24 protein-coding genes are annotated in these 26,087 nt (G+C 55.4%); 16 read left to right on the top strand and 8 right to left on the bottom strand.

The window, feature by feature from the left end; translation table 11 throughout:
• Window positions 1-86: 86 nt before the first annotated feature.
• From alr to ACHZCX_RS18245, 3 genes are all read right to left on the bottom strand, one after another.
• Window positions 87-1,211 (bottom strand): alanine racemase, encoded by a 1,125-nt coding sequence (gene alr, locus ACHZCX_RS18255; protein WP_319588620.1) that lies wholly within the window; start codon window positions 1,209-1,211, stop codon window positions 87-89.
• On the bottom strand, window positions 1,198-1,635 hold the full coding sequence (locus ACHZCX_RS18250; RefSeq protein ID WP_319588619.1) for a hypothetical protein: 438 nt from the start codon (window positions 1,633-1,635) through the stop codon (window positions 1,198-1,200). Before ACHZCX_RS18250 ends, alr begins: the two co-directional genes overlap by 14 nt.
• Window positions 1,636-1,731: 96 nt before the next feature.
• Window positions 1,732-1,917 (bottom strand): 4Fe-4S binding protein, encoded by a 186-nt coding sequence (locus ACHZCX_RS18245; protein WP_319588618.1) that lies wholly within the window; start codon window positions 1,915-1,917, stop codon window positions 1,732-1,734.
• A 316-nt stretch (window positions 1,918-2,233) separates the two neighbouring features.
• Between ACHZCX_RS18245 and ACHZCX_RS18240 the strand changes: the two genes are divergently transcribed.
• Both ACHZCX_RS18240 and ACHZCX_RS18235 read left to right on the top strand, forming a co-directional pair.
• The gene (locus tag ACHZCX_RS18240; protein WP_319588617.1) at window positions 2,234-2,578 is read left to right on the top strand and encodes a hypothetical protein; all 345 of its coding nucleotides are present in this window, start codon (window positions 2,234-2,236) and stop codon (window positions 2,576-2,578) included.
• A 229-nt stretch (window positions 2,579-2,807) separates the two neighbouring features.
• Window positions 2,808-3,476: a hypothetical protein gene (locus tag ACHZCX_RS18235; RefSeq protein ID WP_319588616.1), complete on the top strand. Its 669-nt coding sequence runs from the start codon at window positions 2,808-2,810 to the stop codon at window positions 3,474-3,476.
• Between the two features lie 33 nt (window positions 3,477-3,509).
• Here the strand turns inward: ACHZCX_RS18235 and ACHZCX_RS18230 are convergent, their stop codons facing one another.
• Window positions 3,510-3,656: a hypothetical protein gene (locus ACHZCX_RS18230; RefSeq protein WP_319588615.1), complete on the bottom strand. Its 147-nt coding sequence runs from the start codon at window positions 3,654-3,656 to the stop codon at window positions 3,510-3,512.
• On the opposite strand from ACHZCX_RS18230, the gene ACHZCX_RS18225 reads away from it, so the two are divergent.
• Window positions 3,655-4,524 (top strand): DUF2156 domain-containing protein, encoded by an 870-nt coding sequence (locus ACHZCX_RS18225; protein WP_319588614.1) that lies wholly within the window; start codon window positions 3,655-3,657, stop codon window positions 4,522-4,524. The two genes, ACHZCX_RS18230 and ACHZCX_RS18225, sit on opposite strands and share 2 nt — an antisense overlap.
• 41 nt (window positions 4,525-4,565) lie before the next feature.
• Here the strand turns inward: ACHZCX_RS18225 and ACHZCX_RS18220 are convergent, their stop codons facing one another.
• Window positions 4,566-5,216: a methyltransferase domain-containing protein gene (locus ACHZCX_RS18220; RefSeq protein ID WP_319588613.1), complete on the bottom strand. Its 651-nt coding sequence runs from the start codon at window positions 5,214-5,216 to the stop codon at window positions 4,566-4,568.
• 331 nt (window positions 5,217-5,547) lie between these two features.
• The gene (locus ACHZCX_RS18215) at window positions 5,548-8,508 is read right to left on the bottom strand and encodes an AsmA family protein (protein WP_319588612.1); all 2,961 of its coding nucleotides are present in this window, start codon (window positions 8,506-8,508) and stop codon (window positions 5,548-5,550) included.
• Window positions 8,509-8,845: 337 nt separating this feature from the next.
• Here ACHZCX_RS18215 and mobB point away from each other — a divergent pair, with 337 nt between their 5' ends.
• From mobB to ACHZCX_RS18160, 11 genes are all read left to right on the top strand, one after another.
• On the top strand, window positions 8,846-9,355 hold the full coding sequence (gene mobB / locus ACHZCX_RS18210; protein WP_319588611.1) for a molybdopterin-guanine dinucleotide biosynthesis protein B: 510 nt from the start codon (window positions 8,846-8,848) through the stop codon (window positions 9,353-9,355).
• Between the two features lie 31 nt (window positions 9,356-9,386).
• Window positions 9,387-10,448: a magnesium/cobalt transporter CorA gene (gene corA / locus ACHZCX_RS18205; RefSeq protein ID WP_319588610.1), complete on the top strand. Its 1,062-nt coding sequence runs from the start codon at window positions 9,387-9,389 to the stop codon at window positions 10,446-10,448.
• Window positions 10,448-11,194 (top strand): DNA alkylation repair protein, encoded by a 747-nt coding sequence (locus tag ACHZCX_RS18200; RefSeq protein WP_319588749.1) that lies wholly within the window; start codon window positions 10,448-10,450, stop codon window positions 11,192-11,194. Before corA ends, ACHZCX_RS18200 begins: the two co-directional genes overlap by 1 nt.
• A gap of 210 nt (window positions 11,195-11,404) precedes the next feature.
• Window positions 11,405-12,259: an NAD(P)-dependent oxidoreductase gene (locus tag ACHZCX_RS18195; RefSeq protein ID WP_319588609.1), complete on the top strand. Its 855-nt coding sequence runs from the start codon at window positions 11,405-11,407 to the stop codon at window positions 12,257-12,259.
• A gap of 531 nt (window positions 12,260-12,790) precedes the next feature.
• Window positions 12,791-13,024, top strand: coding sequence for a hypothetical protein (locus ACHZCX_RS18190; RefSeq protein WP_319588608.1), 234 nt, complete (start codon window positions 12,791-12,793; stop codon window positions 13,022-13,024).
• A 74-nt stretch (window positions 13,025-13,098) separates the two neighbouring features.
• Window positions 13,099-13,935 carry an arginase family protein gene (locus tag ACHZCX_RS18185; RefSeq protein ID WP_319588607.1) on the top strand — a complete coding sequence of 279 codons (837 nt, stop codon included), beginning with the start codon at window positions 13,099-13,101 and terminating at the stop codon, window positions 13,933-13,935.
• Between the two features lie 40 nt (window positions 13,936-13,975).
• Window positions 13,976-14,833, top strand: a complete 858-nt coding sequence (locus tag ACHZCX_RS18180; protein WP_319588606.1) for a YitT family protein — start codon at window positions 13,976-13,978, stop codon at window positions 14,831-14,833.
• A 50-nt stretch (window positions 14,834-14,883) separates the two neighbouring features.
• Entirely contained in the window at window positions 14,884-16,002 is a 1,119-nt protein-coding gene (potA, locus tag ACHZCX_RS18175; protein ID WP_319588605.1) for a spermidine/putrescine ABC transporter ATP-binding protein PotA, read from the top strand.
• Window positions 15,995-16,849 (top strand): ABC transporter permease subunit, encoded by an 855-nt coding sequence (locus ACHZCX_RS18170; protein WP_319588604.1) that lies wholly within the window; start codon window positions 15,995-15,997, stop codon window positions 16,847-16,849. Before potA ends, ACHZCX_RS18170 begins: the two co-directional genes overlap by 8 nt.
• On the top strand, window positions 16,846-17,613 hold the full coding sequence (potC, locus tag ACHZCX_RS18165; RefSeq protein WP_319588603.1) for a spermidine/putrescine ABC transporter permease PotC: 768 nt from the start codon (window positions 16,846-16,848) through the stop codon (window positions 17,611-17,613). The genes ACHZCX_RS18170 and potC overlap by 4 nt, the downstream gene beginning before the upstream one ends.
• On the top strand, window positions 17,610-18,653 hold the full coding sequence (locus ACHZCX_RS18160) for an extracellular solute-binding protein (RefSeq protein WP_319588602.1): 1,044 nt from the start codon (window positions 17,610-17,612) through the stop codon (window positions 18,651-18,653). Before potC ends, ACHZCX_RS18160 begins: the two co-directional genes overlap by 4 nt.
• A gap of 156 nt (window positions 18,654-18,809) precedes the next feature.
• Here ACHZCX_RS18160 and ACHZCX_RS18155 read toward each other — a convergent pair whose 3' ends face one another.
• Entirely contained in the window at window positions 18,810-20,015 is a 1,206-nt protein-coding gene (locus ACHZCX_RS18155) for an MFS transporter (protein ID WP_319588601.1), read from the bottom strand.
• A gap of 395 nt (window positions 20,016-20,410) precedes the next feature.
• Window positions 20,411-21,307, bottom strand: a complete 897-nt coding sequence (locus ACHZCX_RS18150; protein ID WP_319588600.1) for a nucleoside recognition protein — start codon at window positions 21,305-21,307, stop codon at window positions 20,411-20,413.
• A gap of 315 nt (window positions 21,308-21,622) precedes the next feature.
• On the opposite strand from ACHZCX_RS18150, the gene ACHZCX_RS18145 reads away from it, so the two are divergent.
• Both ACHZCX_RS18145 and ACHZCX_RS18140 read left to right on the top strand, forming a co-directional pair.
• Complete coding sequence (locus tag ACHZCX_RS18145) at window positions 21,623-22,567, top strand: 4Fe-4S cluster-binding domain-containing protein (RefSeq protein WP_319588599.1); 945 nt, start codon at window positions 21,623-21,625, stop codon at window positions 22,565-22,567.
• A 56-nt stretch (window positions 22,568-22,623) separates the two neighbouring features.
• On the top strand, window positions 22,624-25,749 hold the full coding sequence (locus ACHZCX_RS18140; protein ID WP_319588598.1) for a DUF6600 domain-containing protein: 3,126 nt from the start codon (window positions 22,624-22,626) through the stop codon (window positions 25,747-25,749).
• Window positions 25,750-26,087 lie beyond the last annotated feature (338 nt).

Genomic DNA, 26,087 nt, shown 5'->3' with positions numbered 1-26,087 from the left:
CGTAAACAGGTGCAATAAGTGTTCAATCAATCCCGGACAACCATTCGATCACGAGGTCCGAACATAAGAAAAGCAATTTCCGACAGTTAATCGACCATTTCCCGCTCGTTCAGATTACCGAACAGACACAGAACCTCGTAGCTGATGGTTTCCATCCAACCGGCAACCTCATCAGCGGTGATTTCTTCCTCGCCCTGCCGCCCCAGAAGGACCGCCTCATCGCCCACCTGCACCTCGGGCAGATCGGTGACATCGACCAGGGTCAGGTTCATCGAAATCCGGCCGACCACCGGCGCCCGCTGCCCGCCGATCAGCACCTCTGCCCGGTTGGAGAGAGACCGCAGATAGCCGTCCTCATACCCCACCGCCAACACCGCGATGGTGGAAGGGCGGGAGGTGGTAAATAAATGCCAATAGCCCAAACCGCTACCCGCCGGGACCTGGCGTACCTGGATGATCCGGGTGGAAAAACGCATGGCCGGCTGTAGCAGAGGTGGCGGCGCGGCGGCCCGGCCGGCGTGACCATCGGGATAGTAGCCGTATAATGCGATGCCCGGCCTGACCATGTCGAGCCGGGCGCCGGCAACATAAAATAACCCGCCGGAATTGGCAAGATGGAGGCAGCATTTGCCGGGCACCACATCGGCCAAGGCAGCGGTTGTCGCCAGGAAGGTTTGCAGGACTTCGGTCGAATTGGTCGACTGCCGGTTGTCGGCCAGAGGGAAGTGGGCCATGACACCGTCGAGCCGCAGATGCGGATCAGCCTCCACCGCCCGCGCCAGATCGAGAAAATCAGCCGGTAAAACTCCCTGACGTCCCATGCCGGCATCTAACTTCAGGTGCAGCCCGATTGCAGTTCCCTGAGCTCCTGCCAACCTGGACAACTCGGCCAGAATCGACGGGTCGAGCACCACTGGCGTCAAGTGCGCCTCGACAATCAACGGCAGCGTCTGGGGGATCACCCCGGCCAGGACCAGAATCGGTTGGGTAATACCGGCTTCGCGCAAGCGCAGACCTTCCACAGCCTCAGCTACGCCGAATGCCGCAGCACCCTGGTCGGCAAAAATCCGGGCGCAGTCGATCATCCCGTGGCCGTAACCATCGGCCTTAACCAGGGGCATGAGTGCCGCCGACCCGGCCAACCGTCGGCAGACCTGGAAATTGTGGATCAGCGCCGAACGGCTGATTTCAACCCGATTAAGCGATTTCATGATGGTATAACTGTCTAAACCATTGGAGCCAACCCAAACGGCTGGACAGACAGAGTGACCAGCCGATGGCGCAGTAGAGGGTGCCGATAAACGGACCCGGTTGGGTGATTTTTCGCATAACAAAACCCACGGTCATCATCAGGACCACCAGCAGCCAAGTTTTCCAGGAATAAACGGCCCCCAGACAAGTGTTGTCCTTGAAAAGGACAATGCGTTCCAAGGAGCGCCGCGCTATCTTGTCGAGAATAAACAACGACTTCAGTGTTCCCAGCAATCCGGCCACAAGGAGCAGGAGTCGACCCCATCCCGGATCAAGCCATCCCCACCCCCGAAACAACAGCATGCCGCCGATGGCTGTCCAGAGAAAGGGGGCAGCAAACAGATGGACGGTGCGCGACACTCCGGGTTTGCTCAAAGGGTTCATCGTTGCCTCCCTGAAGGGTGTCTCAGCCCCAGAAACAAGATAAGCCCATCCCCTGAAAGGGATGGGCTTATCGATCGACCCGATGTTCCGGTCAGATCAGATTTCGGTAACAGTGATAGCGCCTTCGGGACAAACTTCAACACAGGTTTCGCAACCCAGACATTCGTCACCATTTACAGGCTCGGCCTTGCCGCCCTGCATTTCAAAAACCTGAGCAGGGCAAGCGTTTACACACTCTTCATCACCGGAACATTTATCTTTATCAACAATGATTTCCCACATGGCACAACCTCCACAATAAATAAAATTAAAAACATGAGAACGATGTAATTGCGACCTCAACTAAAAGATAAAACGATACGCAAGAATCGCTTTTCTTTAAAAGACAGCCCATGGTTTGTCAAGTTAAAAGATATTTTCGATCCAGACGATTACCCTCTTTAGAAGCCTGTTGTTTTTTGCTGACGGCAACCCTTTTGCACCGATCTGCCCCCCTGCATTTCTCTCACGGTGACTCCGCTTTTTTTGGTTTGCTCTTGACCAAAACAAAGGTAAGTAGAGCCTGTCTCATTCAATTCCATTTCGAGGTTCGACAGCAATGGCAAAAAAACAGCACACGAGTGGCAAGGGCGTCCTTCCCCCCGAAAAAGGCGAACAGGCGATGATTGAAGGCATCCTTGAGGGAAGCCCGGACGCCGTGGGCGTAGCGGTGATCCGCCTTAATTGCGGCTGCCGGAAAATGGCGGCACTCGACCAAGCCGGCGATCCGGCCAGTAAAATCATCATGTACCGGGACAATGCCGAATCCATTTGTGACCAATGCTCAGTTGATCACGGCGACTTTTCCCGGGTGACCAAGCAGTTCGTCAGCTGGAAGTCACCAGAACCGGATTTCTACACCAAAAAGATGATTGTCACCAAGGTTCTGGGCACCGAGGAATAACTGCCACTGCATCCACAGACAACTCAACGGACAGAATGCATGGATTCCCTCCTGCCCAAAGGACTCTCTCACCCCATCGTTTTTGGTTCTTTGGCCGCATCGCCTTACTTCGCCTGCCGTTTCCCACCCTTCCCGTCTCTCCACTCCGGTGACTGTGGCTTCCTGTTGGAACGAATCCGTCCATCCTTCTCCCCAACCAACTGTGCCACCAGCGTTTTCCCGGGGCCGCATGCCCTTTGAGGTTTGGCTCCAGAGTCTTTCCGAAAACTCGATCCGTCATATCCGGGCCGACCTCACATTGTTAACCGCCGCTCCCCTTCCCTTCCTCAAAGAGGATCAAGCTGTGTACCAAGTCGAGCAGTTGAGCATGCACCTTGGCTCTCAACCGACCCGAATTCGACAGGCTGCCATCCAGTATTCCCTCTATGTGCGCCAACTTGACGCCATCCAGGAGTGGGAAGGCACCATCCACCATACCTGCGCCCACGATTGCACCCGCCCGCCGGTAGGCTGCTGCAACGGCGAACACCATGTCATCCTCTCCTTTTCCGATGTCGTCTTTGCTCAGCCGACGCAAAATGCACTTCACCTTGCCCATGTGCTCACCGACCTGCAGAATCAGGAACATGCCCATGCCATCCAACAGGGCCACTATCCCAGGCTAAATTATTGCAGCCACCTGACCACCACCGGCTGCACCCTGCGGATGTTCAAATCGCCCCGTTGCGTCCATTACCTCTGCCCTCAAGTTGCGGGAGCCGTCACCGCTGCCCACGGCAACCAGGCCTCTGCCTTTCTTGCCGCCATGCACACGACCGGCAATCAGGTTATCCACAGCATGGCGGACTTTACCAGCGCTCTGGTTATCAGCACCGCTGACACCCTCTTTCACCGATAATGACAGCACCCCCTCGCAATCATCATAAAACAATCATGACCAGTCCTTGCCGATTATATTGGTGATGGGGTATTGTTCCCCTGCCTTACGGACTCTTTCCACCACGATCTGGCACGGGCCCCAGTCGACCGCACCCTGCACAACGAATTGCCCCCGTTGCAAGCACAGCGTTTTTTTCATGCTCCCCAAGTATCCTAAAACCTCTCCCCTGACCCTCGAACTCCGGCCCCTGCTGCACCCGCTTTTCCAGCAGCTGCCCGACGGCATCTCCGAGTTCACCTTCGCCAATCTTTACCTGTTCCGAAACACGCATCGATATGCCGTTACCTCGCTGGTTGACGGCACACTTGCCATCCTTGGCCAAGATGCAGCCACCAGCTTTTTCATGCTCCCCTTCGCCCTACCCGAGCAACCGTTGCTGGAACAACTTTTTCGCGAACGGGGGATGATGAAATGCGCCTCAAGGGTGCAGGCGACAATGCTTGAACAAAGAGGCTACCGCGCAGTCGAAGACCGGGACAATTTCGATTATCTCTATCGCCGAGAGGACCTCGCTCTCCTGGGAGGCCGTAACTATCACAAAAAACGCAATTTGATCAAAGCCTTTGTCAACTCGCACATCTTTTCAGCCAGGCCGCTGCGCGAAGAATTCCGTAACGACGCCCTGTGTGTGCTCGATGCCTGGCGGAACGAGACTGATCAAGGCGATTATGAGGCGGCCCATGAGGCCTTAGAAAGGATGGAAGACTTGCAGCTCTGCGGCGGCATCTATTATGTGGAGACGCAGCCAGTGGCTTACGCTCTGGGGGAGGAAGTCGCTGGAGGCGTCAGCTTTGCCGTCCATTTCGAGAAGGCGGTCTCCGGGTATAAGGGACTGTACCAGTACATCAACCAGTCCTTCGCCGCCATCTTGCCGGAAAGCTACGAAACCATTAACCGGGAACAGGATCTGGGCAACGAAGGCTTAAGAAAAGCCAAGCTCAGTTACAACCCATCGGGATTTGTGGAAAAATTCAAGATTTATCCCGGTAAGCCGCTGCCGGAATGAAGGGTCGCCGCATCGGCTCGGCCCTTGTGCGATCCGTTACGTCAGTTTTCCCGATTGTAGTGGAGAATCTTGCCGGTGAAATTGCGGTCGTACGTCTGTGACTCGGTTGCCTGAGTGAAACTTGCCGCATACCCCAAGCCTTCCATCCTGCGGGTAAATTGCCCCTGTTGCCGCCTGCCCGGATCTATGATGATCACCTTGACCGAAGGGCTGGAATGGAGATCGATGAACCGGGACAGCAAGGCCGGATGATCGGGCTCATAAAGGAGATCGCTGCCGATGATCAGATCAAACAACCCGACTTCAGGCAGGGCCTCGGCCCAGTCGCAGCGCTCGAAATGCTGTGACGGCAGCTCATTGAGCCGATTATTTTCCTGGAGAAACTCGTCCGCCAGCGGATGATAATCGCTGGCTGTATGGCTGGCCCCGCGTGCATTGGCAATCAGGCTGGCAATGCCGAGCCCGCAGCCCACCTCCAGAATCTTGATTCCGGCAATATCATAGGTGCTCATGATATCAGCCAAAATCAGACCCGAAGGCCAGACTGTGCCAAACAGTGACCAGGTGGCCGAGGAGATGCCCATTGCTTCCGCCGTCCCAGCCGGGTCATGGAACTGCTGGCGATCCTGCAACGAACGGATGATATAGTCGGTGCCACCGATGACAAAGGTTTCGAATTTTACATGATACATAGGGGACTGATTGCTCCTACCGAAAGAAGTTCGGGAGATGAATGTGAGCAAATCAGAAGGCGGAAGACCCACGCACGAGGCGGGTGAAACAACTGCCGAGATGGACAGATCCAGTGGATGTTTGCAGGATACCGGGTGTGGTGTTAAAAAGATAGGATAATCGGAGATTTAAATGCGATACCAGCCGCACAGCCCTGCGAAGGGCCGCTTTTTGCAGGTGCAAAGAGCGTTTGTCAAAAATGGCCTCTCAACACACAAAATTCTCAGGTGAAAGCAGGGCGCCCGGCAATATCTCGCCGGAATCGAATCCAATTGAAGTGTTCCAGGTGGGCTAGCGGCCAAACAGCCCCTGGAGAAGCTTACCCGGACTTTGCCTCTGCGGTTCCGCCTTCTGTTTGCTCTGGTCCTGCTGAGACTGACCAAGTGCTGTCCGGCATGGATCCTCATCGATGGTGGCCTTATCGAGCAGCATCTCTCCCAACACAGAAAGACCGCCGGTGGCGACGCCTGCTCCAACTGAAGCTGCGGTTCGCAGGGTGCCAGCCGCATCAATACCCATGGATGGCTTGCTCAATGTGCCCCCCACTTTCACCAGGCCCGCCAGGGGCGAGGACAGCGACAAGCCCACCCCGCCGCGAGCGCGGGGCTTGATGAACAAATCAATACCCTCCGAGCGTAGATCAACGGTGCCGGAACCGACCACATCCACTTTACTGGTACGCATCGCAATCCCCTTATCGGCAGTGGCGACGCCATCACGAAGGACCAACCGGACGGCGGCGCAGGTCATCTGGGTGGTGTCCTCGCTTTTGACAAACGGATTGATTGCCCCAAGCACCTGGAATATCAGATCACCAGCGGCAAAATCAACAGCCTTGTTCTGCAGACGTCCCTCGCCCACACTCAAACTCGTCTCTCCTCTGGCCGAGGCCATCAGAGCGCGCACCGACTCGCCGTTGCCTTTCAGATCGACCTTTATATCACTTTTGCCGCCGGTGATCGGGCCATTGCTATCAAGCTTGCCCAGTTCAATCTGACGGCCATCCAGCCGCAGGACCACAACCGGCATTTTGCCGGCAGCATCCAGACTGGCCTCACCCTCGACAACGCCCCCGACTAGACCAAACCGGAAAGGTTTGACCACCAGCCGGCCAGCGTTGAGTTGCACCGTAGCAGCCACATCGATCAACTGTTTATCCTTCAGGATCAGTTTGCCGATCTGCACAACCAAGTCTGCATCCGCCATATGCAGAGCTGCGACCGGCAACGGCGTCTTGGGAAAAACGCGGCCGTCGTCACTTTTGGCCTTGGCCGGTTGCGCCGCTGGTGTTTTCGGACCCGCTGTTGCCGGAGCCGTTGTTGCCACCGGGGCAGTAAAATCGGTTACGTTCAAGAGGGAGCTCGCCAATTTACCTGAGAGCTGCAACCTTGGAACCGTCATGACGGCCAACTCGCCGCTCAGATCGCTGCCGCCGAGAGTGCCCTTGAGGCCGGTCATTTTCATGGTCGTCTTGCTGCCACGCACTTTTCCAGAGAGTTTCGCCGGTCCCTTGATCGGCAATTCATTGCCCGTCATTTGCGCCACGGCTGCCGGAACATCGCTTTCCGCCTCGATCGACAGATCAACAGCGATTGTTCCTGTGAGATCGGCAACCGACCCCTTGGCATTGAGCAGCAAAAATTCGCGTTCGCCTGCCGCCAGATCCATGTCGGCAAGGTGCAATTGTTTGCTATTGCCACGCACTCTTCCGGAAAATTTCACTGGCCCTTTGACCGGCCATTCTCTGCCAGTCAATAGGGCCACGGCTGCTAGGTTGTCGCTTTCCATCTTCAGCGCGAGATCAACCCCAATTGCTCCTGTCAAGTCGGTCACCGAACCTTTAGCGTTGAGCAGTAGTTCGCGTTTACCCGCCTCAAAATCCACATGGGTAAGGTTCAATTGCTTGCTGCTGCCCTGCAATTTTCCCGAGCCTTTCACCGGGCCTTTGATCGGCCATTGGTTTCCCGTTAATTGCGATATGGCAGCTGGACTGTCGCTTTCCACCTTCAGCCCCAGATCAACAGCAACGGATCCCGTCAGATCAGTCACCGAACCTTGGGCGTTGAGCAGCAGCAAATCGCGTTTTCCCGCTTCAAAATCCACATTGGTAAGATGTAAGTGTTTGCTGCTGCCCTGCACTATTCCCGAGCCTTTCACCGGGCCTTTGATCGGCCACTGGTTTCCCGTTAATTGCGCCACGGCAGCTGGACTGTCGCTTTCCACCTTCAGCCCCAGATCAACAGCAACGGCTCCTGTCAGATCAGTCACTGAACCTTGGGCGTTGAGCAGCAGCAAATCGCGTTTTCCTGCCTCAAAATTCACATCGGTAAGGTGCAATTGCTCGCCGCCGGTATCGCTCAGATGGGCTGCAACCTTAAAGGGACCTGCACTTTGCGGAAGCCCTGGCTCGGTTATTCCAGTAAGGCGAACAACATCGATCAACTCGGCGCCTTGGGCCGCTAGCCTCAAATTCAGGCCACGAAAGGCGACAAGTTCGGCAATGCTGCCTTCAATGCTCACGGTTATCCCGGCTATGGTACCCTTGAGATTGACCGGCCAGGGTTTACCGTCGAGCACAGTGGCAAGCCGGCCAGCGGTGCCACTGAGTTCAATGGTATGCTCCCGAACCTTGGTATGCAGAAGCACGGCCAAAAGCTCGGCATCGGCACTATCTGGCCGCAGAGTCAATTTCTTGATTTCCACTGCCTCGGTTTTTTGGGAGACGCGATCATACCAGCTCACCAGACCATCGGTGATGATCAGTTCATTGAGGTTAAAAGAGTAGCCACCGCCTTCCTTTGGGGCGGAAGGTGCGGGCTCACTTGCTTTGGCCTCGCTATTTTCCGTCGGGTTACTGAAATCCAGATTTCCCGGCCCTTGGGCCTCGGTCTCGATCAGGATGTCGGGCGAGGAAACAATCAGCCGCTTGACAAGAATCTCCCGCTTCAGCAGCGGCATCAGGGCAACTTCCATCTCGACCTGGCCGATCTTGGCCATCTCAGAGCGCGTCGATCCGGCGGGATTGGACAGGGTCACACCCTTGGCGATGACAACCGGAACCAAACCCACTTGCAGCTCAAGTGGGCTGGCAATGGTCAGAGTCCGGCCGGTGGCGGTTTTCACCTGTGTCGTCAACATATTCTTGACCTGTTCCAGATTCACGAATTTGAAGGCAATGACCGCTCCCACTGCCAGAAGGGCCACAAGAACCGCCAACAGAGCGCCAATTTTCACAACTGACTGAACACGCATTAGAGGCTTACTCCCTGGTGAAAAAATTGATCCAAAAGGCGACACTGGAAGCGGACGGCGAACACGCACGCGGACAACCTACCTGCGCACGGCATCACGCTTTCGAGAACCTCAACACAGCTCGGATCGGGATGAACTGCAGTTCTCGGCAAAATTATAAACGGTTGCACCATCCGATACGTTCAAGGATGGACAGTTTCGGAGCCATATTTTAACTTGTTGTTTTATAATTAAATTAATAATAACAATCGCATGATCTTGAAAGTCGTTTTTTCGTCAACTTTTTCTCGTCGAGTCGACTTGCCTGAGCAAAGGCAAGCAACCAGCAAGGAGTCCCATGCCTCCGGTTATCAGTTTTATAGGTTGGCATAATTCCGGTAAAACCACCCTGGCCCGGCAGGTGGTGGCCCATCTCAAAGAGATGGGCTATACCGTTGCGGTGATCAAATCGACCAAGGAAAGCGGCATTGTGTTTGACCAACTGCACACCGACACTGCTCTCTACAAGTCAGCCGGCGCTGAAAGTGTGGCCCTGTTGGCCCCGGACCAATTAATCGTGCAAAGCAAACCACCGGGCCTCGACCTGCTGGCGTTGGCCCAACGTCTGTTTTCAGAAGCAGATATCGTCATTGCCGAAGGGTTCAAGCATGCCGCCAATATACCCAAAATCGAGGTCAGAAGGGAAAGCGATGCACCGCTACTGCGTGATCAGGTAACTGGGGTGATCGCCGTGGCCACCAACCTGCCGCTAGCGGATGGTCTGCGTTTCCAACTTACCCAGAGCCGGGAAATTGCCGATTTGATCACGGCCCGCTTCCTTTCCACGCCACATCAGCCAAAGAGCTAACCGCTGTCCATCACCATCCAAGGAGGAGCGCATGGCCGAATCCCTCAATTACCCATCCGAAAAGGCGGGCCTACCGCCAGGCACCCTGGTGCATGTCGGCAAGGAACCAGCCGCAGCGGGTCGTATCACCCTGATCAGTTACAGCACTGATCATTTCGAAGAACACCTGGTCGCCACCATTGACGACATTCTTCAGCACCGCAACCCTGGAGCGACCCTCTGGGTCCACTGCGAAGGGCTTGACATTGTTGAGATGATCGAGGCCATCGGCCACCAGTTCACCGTCCACCCGCTGGTGCTTGAGGATATCCTCAACACCCATCAGCGGCCAAAATTCGAGGAATACGACGACTACCTTTTCCTGGTTGTCAAAACCCTGAACTCCACCGAGGCTTTGACCGTCCGCCACGAACAGGTCTCTATCCTGGTGTTTGCCGATATTCTATTCACCTTCAGGGAGACGACGGACGGCCTGTTCAACAGCCTCCGCCAACGGCTGACCAATGCCAAGGGTCGCATCCGCTCCATGGGTACGGATTATCTCACCTATGTGATCATGGATGCGGTGGTGGATAATTATTTCGCCCTCTCCGATACCCTGGAAGAGGCGATCGAGGACCTGGAAATCAAACTGCTGGACCGGCCCCGGCCCAAGACCTTTGCCACCACCCAACTGCTCAAGCGCGAACTGGTGTTCATCCGCAAGGCAATCCTTCCGTTGCGCGAGGTGCTGCTTGCGGTCCAGCGTAGCGAGAGCCCGCTCATCCAGGAAAAAACCCTGCCCTTTTTCCGCGATGTTTTTGATCACACCCTGCGGGTGATCGACACCATGGACTCCTACCGGGATTTGATTAACGGGATGCTCGACATCTATCTCTCCAGCGTCAGCAACCGGATGAACGAAATCATGAAGGTGCTGACCGTGTTCGCCACCATCTTTATCCCCCTGACCTTTATTGCCGGAGTCTACGGCATGAATTTCGATTATATGCCGGAGTTGCGCTGGCGCTGGTCTTACCCGATCCTCTGGGGCTTCTTCTTCTTGATTCCGGCGGTGCTCCTGACCCTCTTCCGGAAGAAGAAGTGGCTGTAATGACGCCCCATCCACGCAGCACGAACACCGAGGCCCAATCCATCCCACAGGCCCTGCGGCAACTGGGCGACCCCGCCATTGCTGCCCATTCCCAACGTTTTTTCAAAACCGGTCCCGGCCAGTACGGCGAGGGCGACCAGTTCCTCGGCATCCGCCTTCCCATGCTCCGCAGCCTGCTGCCCCGATACCGGCAAACGTCGCTGGCGGCCATGTGCGAGGTGCTGCACTCACCCTGGCATGAAGAGCGCCTCTTTGCCCTGTTGCTGATGGTTGCCCGGTTCGCCAAGGGTGATCAGGATGACAAAGCCGCGGTGTTCGCAAGTTATCTGGACAACATCGCCTGTATCAACAACTGGGATCTGGTCGACTGTTCGGCCCCGCAGATTGTCGGCGCTTTTCTTGAGGATAAGGATCGAGCTCTTCTCGGTAGCCTGGCAAACTCTACATCACTCTGGGAGCGGCGGATCGCCGTCATCGCCACCTTGCATTTGATCAAGAATAACGACTTTGACGATTGCCTGGCCGTCGCTGCCCTTCTCCTTGCGGACCGGCACGATCTCATTCACAAGGCAGTGGGCTGGATGCTGCGGGAGGTCGGCAAGCGCGATCAAGAGACAGCGGAGGTTTTTCTCCGGCAACACTACCAGGCCATGCCGCGGACCATGCTGCGCTCTGCCATTGAAAAATTCCCCGAACCGTTGCGGCAGGCCTATCTCCACAACAGAATTTCCGTGACAGGGCCGTGAAAGATTCCTGAAAAGGTGAGACGCGGCAACGCCAGCTGCTGAAAACCTTCCTTAAAAAAGTGACCGGCAAGGTTCTGGAAGTGGTATCATAATCGCCGCTCAGGTAGGTTTCAGTCGAGCCATCCGGAGCGGTTGTTCCTTTTCCAGGCAAAGCGTTTTGCAACGCCACCACCCGCCCTCGCGCGAAACAACAATGCAGGAGGTTCTATTATGCAGCTTGGTTTTATCGGACTTGGACATCTGGGCAAGGCGATTGCCGGTAGATTGCTTGAATGTCAGCATACCCTAACGATTTGGAACAGGTCGGCGGACAAGGCCGAAGGATTGCGGGCCACCGTCGCCGCCTCACCGGCCGAAGTGGCCCAACAGGCCGACATCGTGTTCATCTGCCTGTTTGACAGCGCCGCTGTGCAGACTGTCTTCACCCAGGATCAGGGCCTGCTCGCTGCCGATCTCAACGGCAAGATCATCATTGACCACACCACCAACCATTTCCGCGAGGTTCTTGCCTTTCACGATCTCTGTGCCCAGGCCGGTGCCATCTACCTGGAAGCACCGGTGCTCGGCAGTGTCGTGCCCGCCTCTCAAGGCACCCTAACTGTGCTGGTCAGTGGCAAGGAAGAAGGATATAGCAGGGCTGAACCGGTTTTAGCCAATGTGGGCAAGCATCTGTTCCACCTACCGGAGGCTGGCTTAGCCACCAAGATGAAACTGATCAACAACCTGGCACTTGGCAGTTTCATGGCCACCCTGGCGGAAGCTGTGGCCTTTGCCGAAGGAGTCGGCATCAAAAAAGAAGCGGTGCTCGATATTCTCCATGTCGGCGGCGGCCAGTCCCTGGTGCTCAACGCCAAGAGGGCCAAGCTCCTGTCTGAGGATTTCTCGCCCCATTTTACCAACTCGCTGATCTACAAGGATCTGCATTGCCTGCAGGATCTGGCCTATGAAAGCAAACGGCCGCTGTTCACCGGTGCAGTGATCAAGGAGCTCTTTGGCCGCGCCATGGCCGAAGGCATGAGCGAACTCGATTTTTCCTCAATCTACACCCTGTTCAAACAGCAATAAATCGCCCTGCCTCCGTGCTCTTTTCAAGAGAAAATGAGCACGGTTCCTGAACCTTTTCGAGAGCGCCTTGCCTGCTGGGGGAGCGCGCTCGAAAGAGATACATGCCGCCCAATACACTGTGGTGGCCGTCAAAAACGGGGGAACACTCAACCTCATCCCAGAAGACAACCCTTCTTCAAGTTCTCTTCCTCCGGCCCTCTGCGGGGCGCCTTTTTTCTCTTTATACCCCGCGCACAAACAGTTCCTTTTCTTCGGAGCTTCTCTGTCGGGTAATGACCGACAGCCGGGTCGAGTTTTTCCGCACTTCCTGCACCCACCTGTCCCGCCAGCGGAAAACAGGGCCCAGCGTGCAGTTATTACGCTGATTTACTCATTTTTTTTATTGACAGAGAGGGTACGTTATATTTCCATCAACGAGGCAACAGGACACGCGACCCGCTGTTCCGGGAAAAAGCCTTCCCTGTTGATTGCCCGAAATCAAGGAAACAAGACAACGCCTGATTTCAATAACCCCATTCTTTAGGCGGAACCATGGTTGATCGAGAAAATGATGAGGATGATAGCCAGATTGAGGAGTGCTCAGTCTGTGGCGGCGACATCATCGTTGATAGCTATTGCGAGGAAGAGGATATTGTTTACTGTAATGACTGCGAGGCCGAATTTCTGATTCGCTCGCTCGATCCGCTTCGTCTTAAACTGCTCGATGGTGATATCGACGCCGAGCTCGACGAACCGGATGAGCGGTACGGTGAGGAATACGATTGATCAAGGCATGGCGAATCGCGACCAGCCTGGCACCCAGTTGTTCACACGAATCTATGCTTTTGAGGTGTTGAAGAATGAATTTTCTCAATCTGTCGGCAACAAAGCCCCCTTATAACCAAGCCAAAGCAGTCATCCTCCCCATTCCGTATAAGGGATCGGGCCGCACCCCAAGCATGAACAAGGGCCCCGAGGTAATTCTCCAGGCGTCTCAGATGCTTTCCGCCTATGATGTCGAAACAAACACCGACCTCAACGAACTGAATCTGCACACCCTGGACCCGATGGTCTGCCCGGATAACCGGCAGGAAGTAATGGATGAGCTGGCCAATCAGACCAGCCCGCATTTCAAGAAAAACAAACTGGTCGCTGCCATCGGTGGGAGTCATCTGATCAGCGAAGGCTTGGTCCGGGCTGCGCTCGGGCAGGACAATAACCTCAGCGTGCTCCATCTCGGCGCTCATCCCCATCTGCTCGATCCCGCCACCGAGGAGCCAGACGTGATGGCGAGGATCAAAGAAAAATGCATGATCTCCCACATCGGTATCCGCAGCATGGTCAAGGCAGAAAAGGGAAAGATCCTCATCGACAACCTGGTTTTTGCCCGTGACATTTATAACAATGGTCTCAATGCAGCAGCCGACGCCATTGATGTGCTCAGCGAGACCGTCTACCTGGCCATCAACCTCGATGTCCTTGATCCAGCCTGCATGCCTGCCGTGGCCAAGCCCGAACCCGGTGGACTCGACTGGTATACCCTCAATAATCTCATCCGCATGGTAGCCCGGGAAAAAACCATCATCGGTTTCGACGTGACCGGCCTTGCTCCTCAGCAAAGCGGGCTCCATACCCACCTGCTGGCAGCAAAACTGGTTTATAAAACCCTTATTTGCTGCTTGCACAACAATCGCTGATGTATGAAAATCCCAACGGCAACAGGGCGACGGTTGAGCAATGAAGCGCTACAATCTTGTCAATTCCGTCGCCTGGAATATTCTGCTCCTTACCTTGGGCTCGGTGATTTTTTCCATCGGGATCAACGGGGCAGTGGTGCACAACTCCTTCATTACCGGCGGAGTCTTTGGCGCAGCCCTGCTCCTCTATTATAAAACCAGCCTGCTCACCCCCCCGGTCTGGTACCTGCTGATCAACATCCCGCTCTTTGCCATCGGCTGGTTCTATGTCGGCCGACGGTTCTTTTTTTACAGCCTGTACGGCGTGCTGGTGGTCACCGCCGCCTCCGAATGGCTCGTGCTCGATTTCCACATCAAGGAACAACTGTATGCCGCTGTCGCCGGTGGCCTCATCTGCGGGGCCGGTGTTGGTATCACTCTGCGCTCCCTGGGTTCAACCGGCGGGCTCGACATTGTCGCGGTCATCCTCAATAACCGCTTCAATATCGGCATCGGCAAGGTGTATCTGCTCTTTAACGTCATTCTCTTTGGCCTGACCGCTTCGTTTTACACCCCGGATATCTTCATTGCCTCAATCATTCTGGTGTTTATCTCTTCGGTTTCCCTGGATTACATCCTTTCGCTTTTCAACGAGCGCAAGATCGTTTATGTGATCAGCGACCATAACGAAGAAATCTCCAAGCTGTTCAACGAGGAGGAAAATCAAGGCGCCACCTTTATCAAAGGCAAAGGGGCCTACAGCGGCAAGGACAAACTCATCCTCATGGCCATTACCAACAATCTCCAGTTAAAAAAACTGGAAAGCATCGTCTTTACAATTGATGAACACGCGCTGTTCATTGTAGAAAACAGCTTCAACGTCATCGGATCGAATTTCGGCAAACGGAAGATGTACTGACATCCGGCGATCTGCATGCGAAAGCCGATCTTTTTAGGGAGACATGCGGATTGAACAAGACGGTCGTTGAACTGAATCAGGTCTCCAAGGAATATGGCCATCATCGGGCCCTGACCGACATTTCCCTCTCTGTTGCTGACGGCGAATTTCTCACCCTGCTCGGCCCTTCAGGTTGCGGCAAAACCACCCTGCTCCGCCTGATCGGCGGCTTTGAACACTGCACCAGCGGGTCGCTGCTGATCGACGGTCAGGACGTGGACCGGGTGCCGCCGGAACGGCGGACAGTGAACACCGTCTTCCAGAATTACGCCCTTTTCCCCCACATGACGGTCTTCGACAATGTGGCCTTTGGCCTGCGCATGGCGAAAAAACCGGCAGCCGAAGTAGCAGTCTCCGTGGAGCAGGCACTGGAACTGGTCCAACTCACCGGGATGGAGCGACGGCGACCGACCGAACTCTCCGGCGGCCAGCAGCAACGGGTCGCCATTGCTCGCGCCATCGTCAACAAACCTCGTGTTCTTCTTCTCGACGAACCGATGTCCGCCCTGGATCACCGCCTGCGCAAGCTGATGCAAAAAGAGTTGAAACAGCTGCAGCGTACCCTGGGCATCACCTTTGTTCTCGTCACCCACGATCAGGACGAGGCCTTTGCTCTGTCGGACCGGGTGGTGGTCATGCAGGAGGGGCGGATCGAACAGATCGGTACGCCCATGGAGATCTACGAGGAGCCGCTCAACCTCTATGTCGCCCGATTTGTCGGCGATATCAATGTGCTCAATGGCATTATCCGGGAACAGACTGGACCCGCGACCTTCATGGCACTGGTCGAAGGGGCGACGGTCAGCCTCAGGAGCAACCGGCAGCTCAGCCTGGCCCAACCGATCCATATTCTGCTCCGGCCCGAGGACTTCCGCCTGGAACTGGAGCAGGACATGGCCGAATCGCTGGATCTCTCGGCCAAATTTCAGCAGGCCCGGCTCAAGGGCACGGTGCGGCGGGTCTTCTACCACGGCGCCACCTACGACGTGGAGGTCAACCTGGAAAGCGGAACCCGTGTTCAGGTCACCGAATTCTTCGACGACGACAGCGAAAATCTCTACTTCAAACCGGGCGATGCGGTGGCCCTTGGCTGGCATGAGGGCTGGGAGGTTGTGCTGCCGCATGAATAAGAGTTCGCTCTTCCGCAGGCTGCTGATCGGCGTCACCTGTGCCTGGATAGCGGTGTTGGCGCTGATCCCCTACCTGATCCTGCTCGGGGCCAGTTTGCTGGAGCGGGGCACAGAAACCCTGGTCAAGCCGGGGCTGACGCTGACCAACTATCTCCACCTGCTATCGCCGGCCGTGTTCGGTATGGCTGTCGATTCGATCGGACTAGCCGCCATTGCCGCCCTGCTCTGCCTGGCCGTGGGCTATCCCTTTTCGTACATCCTGGCGCAGGCCGGAGCTAGGGTGCAGCCGCTGCTGCTCTTGCTGGTGATGATCCCCTTTTGGACCAACTCCCTGATCCGCACTTATGCCCTGGTGATGCTACTCAAGGCCGACGGCATCATCAACAGCCTGCTGCTGGGGAGCGGCCTGATCGACCAACCGCTGCAGATGATGTACACGCCGCTGGCGGTCTTCATCGGTCTGGTCTACACCCTGTTGCCGTTTATGATCCTGCCTCTGTACGCGGCCCTCAAAGCAGTGGACCCGCGACTGCTGGAGGCGGGAAGAGATCTGGGTGCGGGCCGTCTGCAGAATTTTTGCCGGATCACCGTGCCTCTGACCGTGCCCGGTATCATTGCCGGGACCATGCTGGTTTTTCTGCCGGCGCTTGGCATGTTTTACGTCTCCGATATCCTCGGCGGCGCCCGTTCGATGCTGCTGGGCAACTACATCCGCGACCAGTTCCTGGTCTTCCGCGACATCCCCATGGGCGCGGCAGCCAGCGTCACCATGACCCTTGCCATGGGTCTGCTGCTGATCCTCTACTCTTTGGCCAACCGCCGTTCGGGCAAGGAGATGCTGCCGTGATCCGCTGGCTACAACGATTGTTCGCCACCGGCGTCTACGGCTTTCTCTATCTGCCGCTGGTGATTGTTGCCGTTTTCTCCTTCAACAGCTCCAAATACTCGCTTGCCTGGAAGGGCTTTACCCTCGACTGGTACGTCAAGCTCTGGCAGAACCCCGGCTTGATGACCGCGGCGCTCAACTCGCTGGTTATCGCCGCCGGTGCCGCCACCCTGGCCACCCTGCTGGGTACCGTTGCCGCCTTTATCCTCCACCAGTACCGCTTTCCCGGCCGCCGCCTGCTCTTCGGCACCCTTTTTGTGATGATGATGTCGCCGGACATTGTCATTGCCATTTCGCTCCTGCTGCTCTATCTCGCTGTGTATCTGCCGCTGGGCTTTTCCACCCTGCTGCTGGCCCACACCGTGCTCTGCGTGCCGTTTGTCGCCACCACGGTGTATTCCCGCTTTCACGGTTTCCCCACCGACATTGTTGATGCGGCCAAGGACCTGGGCGCCGGCGAATATCAGATATTCCGTTACATTGTCCTGCCCCTGGCCACCCCCGCCGTGATCGGCGGCTGGTTGCTCAGCTTCACCCTGTCGCTTGACGACGTGATTATCAGTTTCTTCACCACCGGCCCTGACTACGAGGTTCTGCCGCTGCGCATCTATTCCATGGTTCGCCTCGGCATCAAACCCGACGTCAATGCGCTTTGTATGGTGATGATGGCCATAACCATAGCCGCCCTCGTTCTTTCCCGAAAACTGCTCAAGGAGAAACAATGAAAACGATCCTGCATGGCGCCTGCCTGGCGCTCCTGGTGCTCTGTGCTGCCGTGCCGCCTGGCTACGGCGCGGACAAAGTACTCAACCTCTATATCTGGTCGGAATACATCCCGGAAGAGGTCCTCGCTGAGTTCACCAAGGAAACCGGCATCAAGGTCAACATTTCCACCTACGACAGCAACGAGGCCATGTACGCCAAGGTCAAGCTGGTGGGCAAGGGCTACGACCTGATAGTGCCCTCCTCCGATCATGTCGGTCTGATGCGGCGCGAGGGACTGCTCGCCCAGATCGACACCAAGAAAATAGGCAACTTCCAATTGATCGCCCCGCAGTTCACCAACCAGAGTTTCGATCCGGGCAACAGCTATTCGGTGCCGTACATGTGGGGCTCGACCGCCCTGGTACTCAACACCGGCATCATGCCTCAACAGACAGTGCAAAAAATGGCTGACCTGTGGAAACCGGAACTCAAGGGCAAACTGATTCTGCCCAACGATGCCCGCGAAGTCATGGGCATCGGCCTGAAAGTGCTCGGCTATTCGATCAATGAAAAGGATCCGGAACATCTGCGCCAGGCCTATGAGAAGCTGCGTCCCCTGATGCCCTCTGTTCGGGTCTTTGATTCCGATTCACCCAAACAGGCGCTGCTTTCCGGTGAAGTCGCCGCCGGTCTGGTCTATAACGGCGAGGCCTATATTGCCAACAACGAGAACAAGGCGATCCGCTATATCTACCCGCCGGAAGGATTCAGTCTCTGGCTCGACAGCTTTTGCATTCCCAGAGGAGCGGAGCATGTCGAGGCGGCCTACCGGTTTATTGAGTATGTACTCCAGCCAAAAGTTTCGGCCCTCATCAGCGTGTCCATGGGCTATTCCTCGCCCAACGCCAAGGTCTTCGAGTTCCTCCCGGCTGCGATGAAAGAGAATAGCATCGTCAACCCGCCGGTTCAAGATGCCGCCAAGGGGGAATTCCTCGACAGTTTGGATGAGAAAACCCTCAAACTCTACGAGCAGTACTGGGTCAAACTGAAAACCAAGTAAGACGGGCATCCCCCGCCCGTTCACCCGGGCAATAAGCTGGTGGCAATAAAAAAGGCCGTTTGATCCCCAATGGGTCAAACGGCCTTTGTGATTCAGCGGAATCGGATCTTCAGCCCGAACATCCGAAATCTTCCAAAGAATGTCTTTTGATTGTCTTCACTCTAATCGATCCTCCTCGCCGTTTTCCGCAGCATGTGCCGCAGCTGCTGCCTGCTGCAGCCGCCGCAGACAATAGAGCGCCCCGCAGACCACCAGGATCAGGCTGTACAGAAAAATCCTCCAGCCAAAATGCTCGTACAGCACGCCCGGGGCAAATGAACCGATGGTGCCACCGAGGTAATAAAAGGAGATGTAGACACCATTGGCAATGCCCTTCTTGCTCTTGGCCAGGGTGTTGATAAAACCCGAGAGTAGGGAATGCGCCATAAACATGCCGGTGCAGAAAACGAACATGGAGAGGAACATGGCCCGATGATCCGGAATCATGAAGCCGCAGATGCCGATGAAATACAGAAAAAGGCCGGCCATGGCGACCCTGGTTTCCGAACCGAACAGGCTGATCAACCGCCGGACGTTAAGCGACACCAAAATGCCCATGACATAGCCAAAATACATGAAACCGATGCCGGTTTCGCGAAAGGAGGGATTGATCGCCTTGAGTTCAAAGGGCAGAAAATTAAGCAGGCCGGCAAAGACGAAAAAAACCGAAAAAATAGTGCAATACAACCAGAAAAACTGCGGTTGCCGCACCAGCTCTGCCACCTCGGCCAATTTGGGCCGTGTGTACTCGAGATTGGCGTCCTTTTCCAGGGTGCGGAGGAGAAAAAATCCCCAGATCAGCAACAGGCCGAGAACAAAAAAGAAAAACCGCCAGCCGAAGAGATCGGTGAACAGGCCGGAAAAAAAACGGCCTAAAAAGCCACCGAGGATGGTGGCGGCAATATAGCGGGCAATGGCGGATTGCACGTCTTCCCGGGGCGCGGTAAACGAGATATAGCTGACCAGTGAGGTCAGGATGGCCGGAATGGCCATGCCCTGCAGGCCGCGAAGGAAAAGCAGCAGCAGATAGTTGTTGGTCAGGCTGAACACCAGTTCCAGCACCCCAAGCAGGAGGATGGCGGTGCGCACGATCATTCGGGCGGAGAGTGACTCCAGAAGGACACCGTAAAACATCGGGGCAAAACCGAGCGGCAGCATCATCAAGGTGGTGAAGAGAATGGCCTGAAAGGAAGTCAGGGCGAATTCATGCTGAAACACCGGTTGAATCGGCTGGGCCGCATACAGGGAACAGAAGGTGATGACGGTGCAAAAATAGATCTTGGGCAGGGTTCCGTTGAGGCGGAGAGAGGCGAGGACAGACAAGGTAAAGTCTCCTTGATCGGCGAGGAATTCCCGGTTATCGGGCAGACAGGGTTGAGGGGCTGAAAAAGTTAAGAAACTGAGATGCTAAGTGCTGCACCATTAATAGAGTATGGTTACACAGAGTGTCGAGTAGCTGGTCAATTTATATAGCATCTTCTATCTTATCAAGAAGATATAGCTTTTGTGTTTTTATCCTCACCCAATACCCCAGAAACCATCGAATATGGTCTTAGCCATTATTTTTAAAGAAGGCCAAAATGGTTTTCCTGTTATTAACTTGTAAAAAAAATGCTGCTATTCCGTATAAAGATACGGAATGGACCCTATGGATAGGGTAATCAAATCAAGCATTTCACTCACAAATCAATTTTATCTCTTTTACCTACCAGTCAGTTTCATGGCCGGACTACCGAGTCCAGGGAAACCACCCGAAAAACGCGCACAAGAATGCAACTGATCACCAGTGCCGCCGTCAAACGGACGCCTATTATAATCCAATAGTTGGCCCCGAACAGGACAAAAAGCAGCACATCCTCGACTATCGAGTGGCAGATCATGAGAAAGGTGCCGATGAAAAAAATATCCTCACGGCTGAGAGTACCCCTAGTTGCTTCGCGGATCAGGATACCGGCGCCGTAAGTGATGCCGAGCAACTGCCCGGCAATGATGGAAAAAGAGGTGCTGACCTTTTCCAGATGGGCCCGCAGAAATCTGGTTGATTTGAGCACATCCATGACAACGATGATCAGGCTGATGAGGCAGATGATCTCCACCGAAAGTACCAGAGCATTCCACACCGAGTGGAGCAGCATCTGATGGAAGGTTTCGTAGTGCGGCGCGGTGATCTGGTTGTGTTGGACCGTCTGACCGAAAAAGGAAGCGGGCATCAGCAGGACAGGAATGACCGTGAGGCAAGCGCCCAGCCCCCGCAGCAGGATGGAGTAGCCGTAGGAGATGCCCAATTTTGCCATGATGGCGCTCTCGACGATCATCGAATGACACACCCCGAGAAAGACCGCGAGAATGGTCCATTGATACGGTGAAAGGCCCAGGGGCGCGGCAAAGGCAATGCCGGCATATATATTGATCAGCACGCCGCCGGCAAGAGCCACCGCTGCCTCGGGCGGCAGATCAAGCAGCGAAGTGAACGGGGCAAAGAGAAAACCCAGGTGGCGCAAGAGATCGAAATACTGCAGTCCATCCGCCACCAAATAAAGCGGCACCACATATTTGAGGATCAGCAGCCCGCTGGCAATCGAGGATTTGAGGCTGTCACGAAGGAGTTGTTGCATCGGGTTTCTCCGCAGGGCACCGGGATGCTGCTGCACATTGCATTGCCAGCCATGGGCGTGGTGCTCTTTGGGCCCAGTCCCGGCGGACAAGAATCGATATACTGCAGATTCGAACGGAGAACCAGGGCGATTTTGCTGGACCGCCCTTCTTCACCGTTTTAAGCAGGCGAGCACGGTTCCCCGGACACTTCGCACCCAAGCAAAACCGTATGCCCTTTTCGCATCAGTGCGATTATAGTGTCGGGCGACATAGCGCCACCCGTTCCCCTACCATGGCGAGTGAAAATTTTGTGCATCAAACCTTAACAAACCCTCATGCCCCCAACGCCCCCTATCTCGACACTTCCTTTTGCCCTGCACAACTGCTGCCTCTGCCCCCGGCAATGTGGCGTTGACCGCTTCGCCGGAGCCACCGGCTTCTGCCGCACTGGAGCCGGTTATGCCATCGCCGCCATCACCTTGCACCGGGGCGAGGAACCGGCAATCAGCGGCCAAACAGGCATCTGCAACGTCTTTTTCGGCCACTGCAACCTGCGCTGCCAATTTTGCCAGAACCATCAGATTTCTCGCAATGAGCACGATATCCGGGGGGCGGATTGGTCACTTGCCCGAGTAGCAGAGGCCATAATTGCCATCCTGGCAACCGGAGTCGACCGGCTCGGTTTTGTTTCACCCTCGCATATGGTGCCGCAGATGTTTGCCATCATTGAGGAAATACGCCAACGCGGGTGTAACCCGGTGATCGTCTATAACAGTAACGGCTACGACCGGGTGGAAACCCTGCGCGCCCTCGAGGATTGGGTGGATGTCTACCTGCCGGACTATAAATACAGCGATCCGGTTCTGGCAGCAAAACTGTCCGGAGCAAATGATTACCCGAAGATTGCCGCAGCCGCACTTGGTGAAATGTACCGCCAAAAAGGCAACATGCTCCATCTCAACGATGAGGGCATGGCCGAGCGCGGCCTGATCGTCCGTCATCTGGTCCTGCCTGGGTCGGTTGCCAACAGTTTGCAGGCGCTTCGCTTTTTGGCGTGCACCCTCTCGCCTCGCCTCACCTTATCGTTGATGTCCCAGTATCAACCGAATGCTGCCGTGGCCAACCTGCCCCCCCTCAACCGGCAACTCCTGCCCGAAGAATACGCGCAGGTAGTCGCTGAAATGGAACGGCTCGGCTTTACCAACGGCTGGATCCAGGAGTTTGCCAGTGCCGATTATTACAACCCGGATTTCAACCAGGAAACACCCTTTGTCGTATAAATACGAGCTATTCAATGCTCCGGTCTCCGTTTGCAAAAGATAATGCGGAGGAGCAGTTGAAATCCCGTTCACAAATCTATACAGTACAGGACTACCGGCCGATTATTGCCGGGCTCAATCGAGCACAACCGTCAATCAAGGAGACGACCATGTACACTGCATTGCGATATCTCAGCCTCGTCCTGCTCATTGCCTTTGGAGCACTTGCTGCCAACACTTCGGCATTGGCCGCCGACAGCGAGGAAGGCATTCTTGTCGGCAGGATCGCACACATAGAAGGCAAACTCCTCCGCTACGTTGAGGAAGGAAAAGATTGGGTCGCTACGGTCGATGATGCGCCCTTTGGCCTGGAAGACGCGCTCTATTCGGGTGAGGACACCAAGGCCGAGTTCATCATGCCAAACAGAACCTGGCTTCGGGTGGGCGAGAACACCCAGATTCAGCTCATTGCCCTCAATCCCGATGCCACCACCGTGGACGTCGCCTCTGGCCTTGCCCGTCTGTATAACAAGAGCGACGACGCCGTCATTAAGGTAACGACTCCTTTCGGGTATGTAGTCGCCCCGGGCGGCACAATTTTTGATCTTTATGTTGGCGACGACTCCCTGGAAGTCATCGCCGTCCGCGGCGACGTCGATTTTGTCCATAGCGCCACGGGTTCGAGATACGAAGTGCAGGAAGGCTCTCCCTCAATTATTGCTGACCGGAAAACAACTGCCGAGGGGAACGGTACCGTCGATTCGGCTTGGGACGACTGGAACGGCCAGCGCGACAACATCTGGGCCCAGCGCCAGCAAAACAGAGGTTCATCGGTAGAATATCTACCCGAACCCATCCGCGACGAAGCCTATGCTTTGGAAGAAAACGGCCGTTGGGAACGTGTCTACTATGAGGGCGATTATCGCAACATGTGGCGGCCGACCCGAGTCGATCCAGGCTGGCGGCCTTACACCTCCGGACGCTGGAGCGTGTATTACGGCGATAACTGCTGGATTCCGGATGAGCCTTTCGGCTATGTCACCCACCATTATGGCTCGTGGGTTTACGTCGAATCATTCCGCACCTGGTATTGGGTTCCTCCGGTAACCCGGGCCGTTGCCCGCGTACCGGGCATCTCCATCAGCTTTGGCTGGTATCCCGGCCGGGTGGGCTGGATCCACAGCGGTCCTTCCATCGGCTGGGTGCCGCTTGCACCGGACGAGATTTACTACGGCTACCGGCCCTGGGGCCACCGCACCGTGGTTGTTCATCGAGGCACGGTCATCAACATCAACCTTTCCCGTTATCGCTACCTCGACGGAGCCGTCATCATTCCTCGGGACCATATGTACAGAGGAAATCGCTACACTCCCTATGTGCAACCCAATATCGGCAGGGCGGCGATCATTAACAACTACAGTCCCTCTACGGTGATCAACAATACGGTCATCAACAATTTCGATACCGATAGAAGCCGATTTACCTTGAGTGATGCACAGGTGGCCCGTAAACCACACGCCACGGTCATGAACCGGATCAATGACAATCAAAAAATGAGCCGGGATGCAGGTCGCATCAACCGGGCACGGATCGAACAGGATTTGACCCGGGTCAAAGTGGCGGCTCAACCGCCGCCAACGACTACTCTGCGAGCACCCACGCTTGCAACCAAGTTGGTCGATGCCGACAAGATCAACAAACCCATCAGTTCCTTGTCCCTGCCGAAACAAGAAATCAAACCCAAAAATCGAGAACGACAGCTTGGCTCCGACAACGATCAGCGCCGTAGCCCGCGCGTTCAAGGGGAGGCCGGCCAAATTCAGAACACAGCCAACCAGGATGACAACCGGCGAATGCGCTCAGCCAGAGATGCACGCAACCAGATAATGGAGCCGACCAGAACCGAAACACCACCCCAAAAAGAAGATCCTAAGCAACTCGGAACGCGTGATCGAGTCGAACTTGACCAAACTAAGGACGCAGCAAGCCAAGAAGAAAATCGACGCATCAGATCACCTCGAGAGATCCAAACCCAAGCGACAGAGCAAAGAGCCATCGAAACACCTTCCCGCCTCGATGACAACCGCCGCACTCCGCGTGATCGAAACGAACTTGATCAGACCAAGGACGCGGCAAGCCAAGAAGAAAATCGCCGTATCAGATCACCTCGAGAGACCCAAACCCAGGAGACAGAGCAAAAAGCTATCGATACACCTTCCCGCCTCGATGACAACCGCCGCACTCCGCGTGATCGAAACGAACTTGATCAGACCAAGGACGCGGCAAGCCAAGAAGAAAATCGCCGTATCAGATCACCTCGAGAGACCCAAACCCAGGAGACAGAGCAAAAAGCTATTGATACACCTTCCCGCCTCGAGGACAACCGCCGCACTCCGCGTGATCGAGGCGAAATTGATCAGACCAAGGACGCGGCAAGCCAAGAAGAAAATCGCCGTATCAGATCACCTCGAGAGACCCAAACCCAAACGACAGAGCAAAAAGCTATCGAAACACCTACCCGTATTGAGGACAACCGGCGTGCTCCGCGTGATCGAAGCGAACTTGATCAAACGAAGGACACCGCCAGCCAGGAAGAGAATCGCCGTATCAGATCACCCAGGGATCCTCGAAACCAGGAAGCAGAACAGGCTACTCATCAACAAGACCAGACGCGGCGGATAGAAGAAAGCCAGCGGCAACAAACACAAGAGATGCAACGACGACAGCAGGAAGATAGTCAACGGCAGCAAGCTCTAGAGGCGCAACGACGGCAGCAGGAAGATGGTCAGCGACAGCAAGCGCAAGAGGTGCAGCGACGACAGCAGGAAGAAAGCCAGCGACAGCAAGTGCAGGAGGTACAGCGACGGCAGCAGGAAGAAAGTCAACGGCAGCAAGCGCAGGAGGTACAGAGACGGCAGCAGGAAGAAAGTCAACGGCAGCAAGCGCAAGAGGCGCAGCGACGACAGCAGGAAGAAAGTCAACGGCAGCAAGCGCAAGAGGCGCAGCGACGACAGCAGGAAGAAAGTCAACGGCAGCAAGCGCAAGAGGCGCAGCGACGGCAGCAGGAAGAAAGCCAAAGACAGCAGCAGCTCCAGCGGCAGCAACAACAGCAGCAGCAACAGCAGCAACCACCAAATAAAAGGAAGAGAACTCCACAAGAAGAGGAACTTTTGTTACAAGGGCAGCCAGTCCCAAACCAATAACCTCGGGCCTCTAAACAGAGGACAAACGAATCAACACTTCTTGTGAGGAACGGAAGAGTAGAGAGTCAGCAACCACCGGCAAAGCCGGTGGTTTGAAAGATTGGGAACCCGCTCAAAGCGGTCTATTGATTTCAACAGCGGTTTCCAAGTGAGTGTTCAGAGTTCTGTGTCAGGATTTTTGATTCTCGAACTGCCATCCAAGAGAGCGGAAGCTAAAGCCAACTCCGAGAATGGGCCTACAAGCATGCTCGTCGGAGGAGTTGGTTTTTGCTGGAGCGGATTTGTAGAATCATCGTTTTCATCAATCAGCATACCTATCAGAGTTTCAATTCCTTATC

The organism is uncultured Desulfobulbus sp. (assembly GCF_963662935.2).
GTDB lineage: Bacteria > Desulfobacterota > Desulfobulbia > Desulfobulbales > Desulfobulbaceae > Desulfobulbus.
The sequence above is the reverse complement of the archived record's forward strand: the minus strand, read 5'-3'. Positions and strand labels throughout refer to the sequence as shown.

Bases quoted from the DNA above. Each gene is read 5' to 3' on its own strand.
- alr (WP_319588620.1), bottom strand. From the start codon at position 1,211: ATGAAATCGCTTAATCGGGTTGAAATCAGCCGTTCGGCGCTGATCCAC.
- ACHZCX_RS18250 (WP_319588619.1), bottom strand. From the start codon at position 1,635: ATGAACCCTTTGAGCAAACCCGGAGTGTCGCGCACCGTCCATCTGTTT.
- ACHZCX_RS18245 (WP_319588618.1), bottom strand. From the start codon at position 1,917: ATGTGGGAAATCATTGTTGATAAAGATAAATGTTCCGGTGATGAAGAG.
- ACHZCX_RS18240 (WP_319588617.1), top strand. From the start codon at position 2,234: ATGGCAAAAAAACAGCACACGAGTGGCAAGGGCGTCCTTCCCCCCGAA.
- ACHZCX_RS18235 (WP_319588616.1), top strand. From the start codon at position 2,808: ATGCCCTTTGAGGTTTGGCTCCAGAGTCTTTCCGAAAACTCGATCCGT.
- ACHZCX_RS18225 (WP_319588614.1), top strand. From the start codon at position 3,655: ATGCTCCCCAAGTATCCTAAAACCTCTCCCCTGACCCTCGAACTCCGG.
- ACHZCX_RS18230 (WP_319588615.1), bottom strand. From the start codon at position 3,656: ATGAAAAAAACGCTGTGCTTGCAACGGGGGCAATTCGTTGTGCAGGGT.
- ACHZCX_RS18220 (WP_319588613.1), bottom strand. From the start codon at position 5,216: ATGTATCATGTAAAATTCGAAACCTTTGTCATCGGTGGCACCGACTAT.
- ACHZCX_RS18215 (WP_319588612.1), bottom strand. From the start codon at position 8,508: ATGCGTGTTCAGTCAGTTGTGAAAATTGGCGCTCTGTTGGCGGTTCTT.
- mobB (WP_319588611.1), top strand. From the start codon at position 8,846: ATGCCTCCGGTTATCAGTTTTATAGGTTGGCATAATTCCGGTAAAACC.
- corA (WP_319588610.1), top strand. From the start codon at position 9,387: ATGGCCGAATCCCTCAATTACCCATCCGAAAAGGCGGGCCTACCGCCA.
- ACHZCX_RS18200 (WP_319588749.1), top strand. From the start codon at position 10,448: ATGACGCCCCATCCACGCAGCACGAACACCGAGGCCCAATCCATCCCA.
- ACHZCX_RS18195 (WP_319588609.1), top strand. From the start codon at position 11,405: ATGCAGCTTGGTTTTATCGGACTTGGACATCTGGGCAAGGCGATTGCC.
- ACHZCX_RS18190 (WP_319588608.1), top strand. From the start codon at position 12,791: ATGGTTGATCGAGAAAATGATGAGGATGATAGCCAGATTGAGGAGTGC.
- ACHZCX_RS18185 (WP_319588607.1), top strand. From the start codon at position 13,099: ATGAATTTTCTCAATCTGTCGGCAACAAAGCCCCCTTATAACCAAGCC.
- ACHZCX_RS18180 (WP_319588606.1), top strand. From the start codon at position 13,976: ATGAAGCGCTACAATCTTGTCAATTCCGTCGCCTGGAATATTCTGCTC.
- ACHZCX_RS18170 (WP_319588604.1), top strand. From the start codon at position 15,995: ATGAATAAGAGTTCGCTCTTCCGCAGGCTGCTGATCGGCGTCACCTGT.
- ACHZCX_RS18160 (WP_319588602.1), top strand. From the start codon at position 17,610: ATGAAAACGATCCTGCATGGCGCCTGCCTGGCGCTCCTGGTGCTCTGT.
- ACHZCX_RS18150 (WP_319588600.1), bottom strand. From the start codon at position 21,307: ATGCAACAACTCCTTCGTGACAGCCTCAAATCCTCGATTGCCAGCGGG.
- ACHZCX_RS18145 (WP_319588599.1), top strand. From the start codon at position 21,623: ATGCCCCCAACGCCCCCTATCTCGACACTTCCTTTTGCCCTGCACAAC.